Raw genomic sequence first — 6,882 nt, 5'->3', positions numbered from 1 at the left:
GCGTTGCGTCGAATTGAACCACATGCTCCACCGCTTGTGCGGGCCCCCGTCAATTCCTTTGAGTTTCAGCCTTGCGACCGTACTCCCCAGGCGGAATGCTTAATGCGTTAGCTTCGGCACAGCAGGGATCGATACCCGCCACACCAAGCATTCATCGTTTAGGGCCAGGACTACCGGGGTATCTAATCCCGTTTGCTACCCTGGCTTTCGCTCCTCAGCGTCAATGCCGGTCCAGGATGCCGCCTTCGCCACCGGTGTTCCTCCAGATATCTACGCATTTCACCGCTACACCTGGAATTCCGCATCCCTCTCCCGGATTCAAGCCTGCCAGTATCGGACGCAGTTCCTCAGTTGAGCCAAGGGATTTCACGTTCGACTAAGCAAGCCGCCTACGAGCTCTTTACGCCCAGTAAATCCGAACAACGCTTGCCCCCCCCGTATTACCGCGGCTGCTGGCACGGAGTTAGCCGGGGCTTCCTTTAGCGGTACCGTCAGCCACCTGAGTTATTAACCCAGGTAGTATTCGTCCCACTCGACAGGAGTTTACGACCCGAAGGTTTTCGTCCTCCACGCGGCGTTGCGTCGTCAGGCTTTCGCCCATTGCGAACAATTCCCCACTGCTGCCTCCCGTAGGAGTCTGGGCCGTGTCTCAGTCCCAGTGTGGCCGTCCGCCCTCTCAGGCCGGCTACCGATTGTCGCCTTGGTGGGCCGTTACCCCGCCAACAAGCTAATCGGACGCGGGCCCCTCATCAAGCGCCAGGTCTTGCGATCCCCGGCTTTGATCACCACCTTTCCAAAGGCGGGATGTTATGCGGTATTAGCGTTCCTTTCGAAACGTTATCCCCCACTCGAAGATAGGTCACCCACGCGTTACTCACCCGTTTGCCACTCTACTTGCAGCCCGAAGGCTACTTTCGCGTTCGACTTGCATGTGTTAGGCACGCCGCCAGCGTTGATTCTGAGCCAGGATCAAACTCTCATGTTTTAAAACGGGTGCTACCTCGCCAGAAAAACTGACGAAGTAAGCAACTGAAAAAACACAAGCGCCTGTTGATATTGGCTCTTGCGTCGTTCATTCAGTCGTGAAGCGATCCACAACCATCGCACACCGGCCGGTAAACCAAACGACATGCGACAGAGGCATCAGCGCTTCAACTGATACTCGACGGGCTGTCTGATCTCGCCCCGCACCAAATGGCACGTGGCTCCATCAAACGTTAGTGCTTGCACGCTCTATCTAGTTTTCAAAGAACCCAGGAGCCGGGATAAACCCGACCGGGGCACAGTGCCCCTCCCCGATCACTGGGGAAACCGGATAAGGTTACTAGAAGGTCTCCGAAAGTGTCAACCTGGCAGGGCCGTAAACACTGGATTCTTGAGCCCTCGTGGACCAGACCAGGCCCTCTCTGCAGAACTCTCTAGGCCACACCTAGACCTACTTAACCACTAACCTCACGAAATGCCGACCGACTTGCAGGACGTAGTCACCAGGAACTGGTTTCCAATGCCGATCAAAAATTTTTTCACCATCAATTAACACCGCTCCACTAGAGATCTTTCGCGTTCCATTGCTGGCTGAGCTCGCAAGGGAGAGATCGACCATCATCCGGTTAAGTGGCTTCCAGTCACTATCGAGGTTGAAACTGAACTCGGGCATATCCGACGGCTGTTCACCGCGGGAGTGCACACGCTCAAATTCCGTGGCCGCCCCCTTCGCTTCAGCCGCTGAGTGAAAATCCGTTACGATTCGCTTGGCTAAATCCACCTTGGCGTCCTTCGGGTGCAAAATGCCGTCGTCTACACGTGCCTTGACCGACCCGATAGCTTCTAGTGAATCATCCGTAAGGAATTTATAGTAGGTCCACATCAATTCATCGGAGATCGACATCACCTTGCCGAACATTTCAACTGGTGGCTCAGTGATGCCGATGTAGTTCCCAGTCGACTTATTCATCTTCTCCGTACCATCGAGTCCTACTAGTAGTGGCACCGTCATCACGATCTGCGCCTCGAGATTGAACGACGGCATGATGTCTCGACCAACGTTGAGGTTGAACAACTGGTCCGTTCCGCCGAGTTCAACATCCGCTTTCAAGAAAATCGAATCGTAGGCCTGTGCGAGGGGGTACAGAAACTCGTGAATCGCGATTGGTTGGCCCTCGTCATAACGCTTCCGGAAATCACGACGTTCGAGCATTTGGGCAACGTTGTAGCGGGCGGTGAGCCGTATCCACTCTTCGCTGGAGAGGGCGCCGAGCCAGCGACTATTGAAATCCACGATCGTCTTTTCTGGATCCAGAAGCTTGAACACTTGGTTCTTATAGGTCTCAGCGTTTTCAGCAATTTGTTCCCGTGTTAGCGGCGGACGAGTCTTGGAACGCCCGGTAGGGTCACCAATAAGAGCAGTGAAGTCCCCAACTACGAAAATCACGCTGTGTCCACAATCCTGGAAATGTTTCATCTTCCGAATGAGTACCGTATGACCCAAATGGAGGTCTGGTGAGGTCGGGTCGAATCCAACTTTCACAACGAGTGGTCGGCTTTGCTGAGAAGCACGTTCAAGCTTGGTGCGCATGTCAGCAGCGCGAACCACATCCACACAGCCCTTCGTCAGGTATTTGATCTGTTCATCAAGCGTCATAAGCCCTGCTAATATACAACCAATCCAATGGCGAAAGAGCCAGAACCTGACCGCCTCAGTCGTCGATCGGTCATGAAGGCCATCATAGCCGCAGGCGTTGGTGGTGTTGCTGCCACAGGCACATATAGCTTCTTTTATGCACGTCGAAATCTTGAGATTACCCGAACGACTCTTCTTTCCTCGGGCCTTCCTGAAGCACTCTCGGGTTTACGCATCGGGCTTCTGACTGACCTACACCGAAGTCTCACTGTACCCCGTGAGGACATCGAGAAAGCTGTCACGGCAATGATGAAGGAACGGCCCGACCTCATTGTCCTTGGCGGTGACTATGTAACCTGGCGTGACCCTCAGTTTGTTGAAGATGTTGCGGACATACTAGCCCCACTGACAGCTCCCCATGGTGTGTTCGCTATTCTCGGCAATCACGATGACGAGCGCGCGATGCCTGCAGCGTTAACCGCTCAAGGGTTTGAGGTCCTCATGGATGCTCGAACTCGAATCACAGTAGCTAGTGAATCGCTAGATTTGGTTGGCTTGAGGTTTTGGACACGTCGGGCGACCGACGTGATCCCCCTATTAAGTTCCGCAACCCGGCCAGCCATTGTCCTCGCGCACGATCCACGTCGGGTTTTCGAGGCAGCTGCCCTTGACTTATCCGTCGTTTTATCCGGGCACACTCATGGTGGCCAGATCGTCATTCCTGGACTCGGAGCTATCGCGGCGAGAAAATTTCCAATCGCGTCAGGTGTATTCCACCAAAGGAACACAACGCTTTTTGTTAGCCGCGGTATCGGTACAGTCTATGTGCCGTTCCGCCTAAACTGTCCGCCTGAGGTGGCGATCCTGACTCTGGCGCGACGGCCTTATTTGTAACCTGACAGAAACTCGGGTTTCCACTCCTGCCGCTGTGCACCTTGGTTACTGACATTACGATTGGCAAGACTTGCTTAGCCGCACGGCTGAATTTGGCGATGAACGCTTCGGAGTGCCGATTCACCCCAAGGAAGGAATCCCAGCACCGTCAAGCACACCGGCAATCGCCTTTGGGTAGACCCGGTGCTCCTCCTCTAGGATGCGCGCAGCCAGCGTATCGAATGTGTCGTCGTCGCGTACAGGGACCGAAACCTGGGAAACGATTGGGCCAGCATCGAGGTCGGCAGTTACGAAGTGCACGGTCGCCCCTGTTACCTTGACCCCATGTTCCCAAGCCTGACGTTGTGCATCCAAGCCGGGGAACGCTGGTAGTAAAGAAGGATGAATGTTGAGAACCGCGTTTGGGAACGCGTCAAGAAAGACCGGAGTGAGTACCCTCATGAACCCCGCTAGGCATACGAGACCCACACCCCGCGCTTGGAGTTCTGACACGAGCATCCGATCGTAGGTCTCGCGGTCCCCATGAGAACGGTGATCAAGGTAGATGGCCTCAATTCCGGCATCGCGAGCGCGCCCGAGACCGTCAGCCTTAGCACGGTTCGAGATTACGACTCCAATTGTGGCATCAAGCTGTCTGTTAGAGATCGCATCGATAATCGCCTGCAGGTTACTCCCACGGCCAGAAATTAGCACGCCGAGACGTCGATTGAGAGCCTTCATCACGTTCGGTACGTCACCAACTGATCGCCCGAAACGATTTCCCCAATGACGCCAGCCTCCTTTTCACCCTGTTCAGCGAGCCGTTCTAGCACTGAGTCAACCTTCGTATGATCCACGATCGCAATAAGGCCGATCCCCATATTGAACGTACGGAACATTTCGTCGTCAGCAATCGCACCTGACTTTTGCAGCCAGCCAAAGAGCGGCGGTACAGCCCAGGTGTTCCTGTCAATAATCGCCGAGGTTCCGGTTGGCAACACGCGCGGAATGTTCTCCGTCATGCCGCCGCCCGTCACATGCGCTAGTCCTTTCAACATTCGGTCATCCAAAAGTGGACGAATCAAGCGTGAGTAGGACCGATGAGGACTCAGCAAAGCGTCACCCACCGTATGACCTAACTCATCGAGGAGTGAGTCCACATCAAGCTTGAGTTCATCAAAGACAATACGACGGGCAAGTGAGTACCCGTTGGTATGTAAACCTGATGACGGGAGGCCGACGAGACAGTCACCCCTTTTGATTGTTCGACCATCAAGTAATTGCTTCCGATCCACAACACCAACGATGAATCCGGCGAGATCGTATTCACCATCGTCGTAGAAGCCGGGCATCTCAGCAGTTTCACCGCCCAACAAGGCACAACCATTCTCGCGACAGGCAATCGCAATTCCTTCAACTACCATCGTTACCATGTCTGGTACGAGACGTCCTGTCGCCAAATAGTCAAGAAAGAATAAGGGTTCAGCCCCTTGCACGATAATGTCATTGACGCAGTGGTTGACCAGATCGATTCCGACCGTGTCATGACGGTCGGCTAGAAAAGCCACTTTAAGCTTCGTTCCAACGCCGTCAACACTAGATACAAGCACCGGCTCGCGCATTCCGGCAATATCCGGCCGAAACAGACCTCCAAACGCTCCAATGTCTGACAAGACATTAGTCGTGTAGGTCCCGCGAGCTAGACCGCGGATGCGCTTGACTGCCTCGTTTCCAGCATCAATGTCGACGCCTGACGCCTTGTAGTCAACCATTAGCTCATATCAGAAGCGCCGGTCGCCCAGTACGATTGAGACGAAGGCCAAATCAAACGGCACCAGGAGGCACTGTGGACGAGGGACACCAGAATGTGAAAACCGGGTCGCAGTGCTGCGAGACTGCAGACCTGAATGGCGCACAGAGTCGTCACGATTTGTTGGGTAACTTGAGCGCGAGTTGGAGATAAGCATCCTCATCTCGTGGAAATTCAACCGGATACTTGCCAGTGAAACAGGATGTGCAGTAATCCCCACGACGAGAACCGACAGCACTCAACAGTCCATCCAAGTCGAGATAGGCCAAACTGTCAGCTCCTAGAAAATCCTGAATTTCTGGCACGGTGTGTGTAGCACCGATTAGCTCAGAGCGGCGAGGAGTGTCTATACCGTAGTAGCAGGGCGAAATCGTGGGGGGACAACTAATGCGCATGTGAACTTCTCGCGCTCCCGCCGCACGAACCATCCCGACAATCTTACGGGCAGTCGTTCCCCGAACAATTGAATCATCGACAAGGACGACCCGTTTATCCGCAAGGATGCTCTTAACTGGATTTAGTTTTACCTTAACCTTGAAATCGCGGATTGCCTGTTGTGGGTGAATGAAGGTTCGACCAACATAATGGTTCCGAATCAAGCCCATCTTGAGAGGTATACCGGACTCCTCCGCAAATCCCAACGCAGCGCAGACGCCCGAGTCAGGGATCGGGACAATCACGTCGGCGTCAACACCAACCTCCCGAGCTAGCCGACGCCCAAGGTTCGTCCTCACCTGATTAACACTTTGGCCAAACACGTCACTGTCTGGCCGTGCGAAGTACACGTGTTCGAAAATGCAGTGCGCGGACTGGGCATCAGCAAAGGGTTTATACGATTGAGCACCATTCGAGTCGACCACTATTACCTCACCAGGCTCAACATCCCGCACATAAGTTGCGCCGATGAGATCCAGCGCACATGTCTCTGAGCAGACTACCGTTGCGCCGTCGAGCTGGCCAATAGCAAACGGGCGGAAACCGTGAGGGTCTCGTACCACAATCATCTTATCTTTCGTCAGCATCACAACGGAGAACGCGCCACGCACCTGAGAAATTGACTCAATGATCGCATCCTCAGCAGTCGGAGCTTGCGAGCGCGCATACAAATGCAGGATGACTTCCGTGTCGCTGTCAGTCTGAAAAATGGAGCCCCGGCGCACGAGGTCGTCTCGAAGCTCTTTCGCGTTAACGAGGTTCCCGTTGTGGCACAGTGAAATTTCGCCATGCGCGCAGTCAATGAGAAGCGGCTGGGCATTAATTAGCCGGCTATCGCCAGCCGTGGAATACCGTACGTGCCCGATTGCTGATGTTCCCTTAAGTGAAAGCAACGTGGACTCGTCGAATGCCTCAGACACATAGCCCATCGACCGCGACAGGAACAGACGGGCGCCATCGGCGGACGCAATCCCAGCACTTTCCTGACCACGATGCTGTAAAGCGTAGAGACCGAGATACGTTAGGTTTGCGGCTTCGGGACTCCCGAAGATGCCGAAGACGCCGCACTCGTCCCTAAACCCATCGCGGGTATTCATTCGGCTCATGTCGGTTGGAAACATCGCAATCTAATCCAAGTAACTGA

The 6,882-nt window shown here is 54.3% G+C and carries 5 protein-coding genes and 1 rRNA gene; 1 reads left to right on the top strand and 5 read right to left on the bottom strand.

What is annotated here, in order from left to right:
- Both QGH09_06680 and tyrS read right to left on the bottom strand, forming a co-directional pair.
- Positions 1–985, bottom strand: a 16S ribosomal RNA gene (locus QGH09_06680); the annotation flags it as partial.
- A 450-nt stretch (positions 986–1,435) separates the two neighbouring features.
- Complete coding sequence (tyrS, locus tag QGH09_06675; GenBank protein ID HJO17864.1) at positions 1,436–2,641, bottom strand: tyrosine--tRNA ligase; 1,206 nt, start codon at positions 2,639–2,641, stop codon at positions 1,436–1,438.
- A 27-nt stretch (positions 2,642–2,668) separates the two neighbouring features.
- On the opposite strand from tyrS, the gene QGH09_06670 reads away from it, so the two are divergent.
- Complete coding sequence (locus QGH09_06670; protein ID HJO17863.1) at positions 2,669–3,514, top strand: metallophosphoesterase; 846 nt, start codon at positions 2,669–2,671, stop codon at positions 3,512–3,514.
- A gap of 120 nt (positions 3,515–3,634) precedes the next feature.
- Here QGH09_06670 and purN read toward each other — a convergent pair whose 3' ends face one another.
- The 3 genes from purN to purF form a co-directional block, all read right to left on the bottom strand.
- Positions 3,635–4,234 (bottom strand): phosphoribosylglycinamide formyltransferase, encoded by a 600-nt coding sequence (purN, locus tag QGH09_06665; GenBank protein ID HJO17862.1) that lies wholly within the window; start codon positions 4,232–4,234, stop codon positions 3,635–3,637.
- The gene (gene purM, locus QGH09_06660) at positions 4,234–5,265 is read right to left on the bottom strand and encodes a phosphoribosylformylglycinamidine cyclo-ligase (GenBank protein ID HJO17861.1); all 1,032 of its coding nucleotides are present in this window, start codon (positions 5,263–5,265) and stop codon (positions 4,234–4,236) included. The genes purN and purM overlap by 1 nt, the downstream gene beginning before the upstream one ends.
- 151 nt (positions 5,266–5,416) lie before the next feature.
- Entirely contained in the window at positions 5,417–6,859 is a 1,443-nt protein-coding gene (gene purF, locus QGH09_06655; protein ID HJO17860.1) for an amidophosphoribosyltransferase, read from the bottom strand.
- Positions 6,860–6,882 lie beyond the last annotated feature (23 nt).

It is taken from the genome of Vicinamibacterales bacterium (assembly GCA_036012125.1).
Classification (GTDB): Bacteria; Acidobacteriota; Vicinamibacteria; order Vicinamibacterales; family UBA823; genus UBA11600.
Note: the sequence above shows the minus strand (reverse complement) of the source record. Positions and strands in the feature narration are given on the sequence as shown.

What these genes read in the sequence shown, in the direction of transcription:
- QGH09_06670 (HJO17863.1), top strand. Translation starts at nt 2,669, where the DNA reads ATGGCGAAAGAGCCAGAACCTGACCGCCTCAGTCGTCGATCGGTCATG.
- purF (HJO17860.1), bottom strand. Translation starts at nt 6,859, where the DNA reads ATGTTTCCAACCGACATGAGCCGAATGAATACCCGCGATGGGTTTAGG.
- purN (HJO17862.1), bottom strand. Translation starts at nt 4,234, where the DNA reads ATGAAGGCTCTCAATCGACGTCTCGGCGTGCTAATTTCTGGCCGTGGG.
- tyrS (HJO17864.1), bottom strand. Translation starts at nt 2,641, where the DNA reads ATGACGCTTGATGAACAGATCAAATACCTGACGAAGGGCTGTGTGGAT.
- purM (HJO17861.1), bottom strand. Translation starts at nt 5,265, where the DNA reads ATGGTTGACTACAAGGCGTCAGGCGTCGACATTGATGCTGGAAACGAG.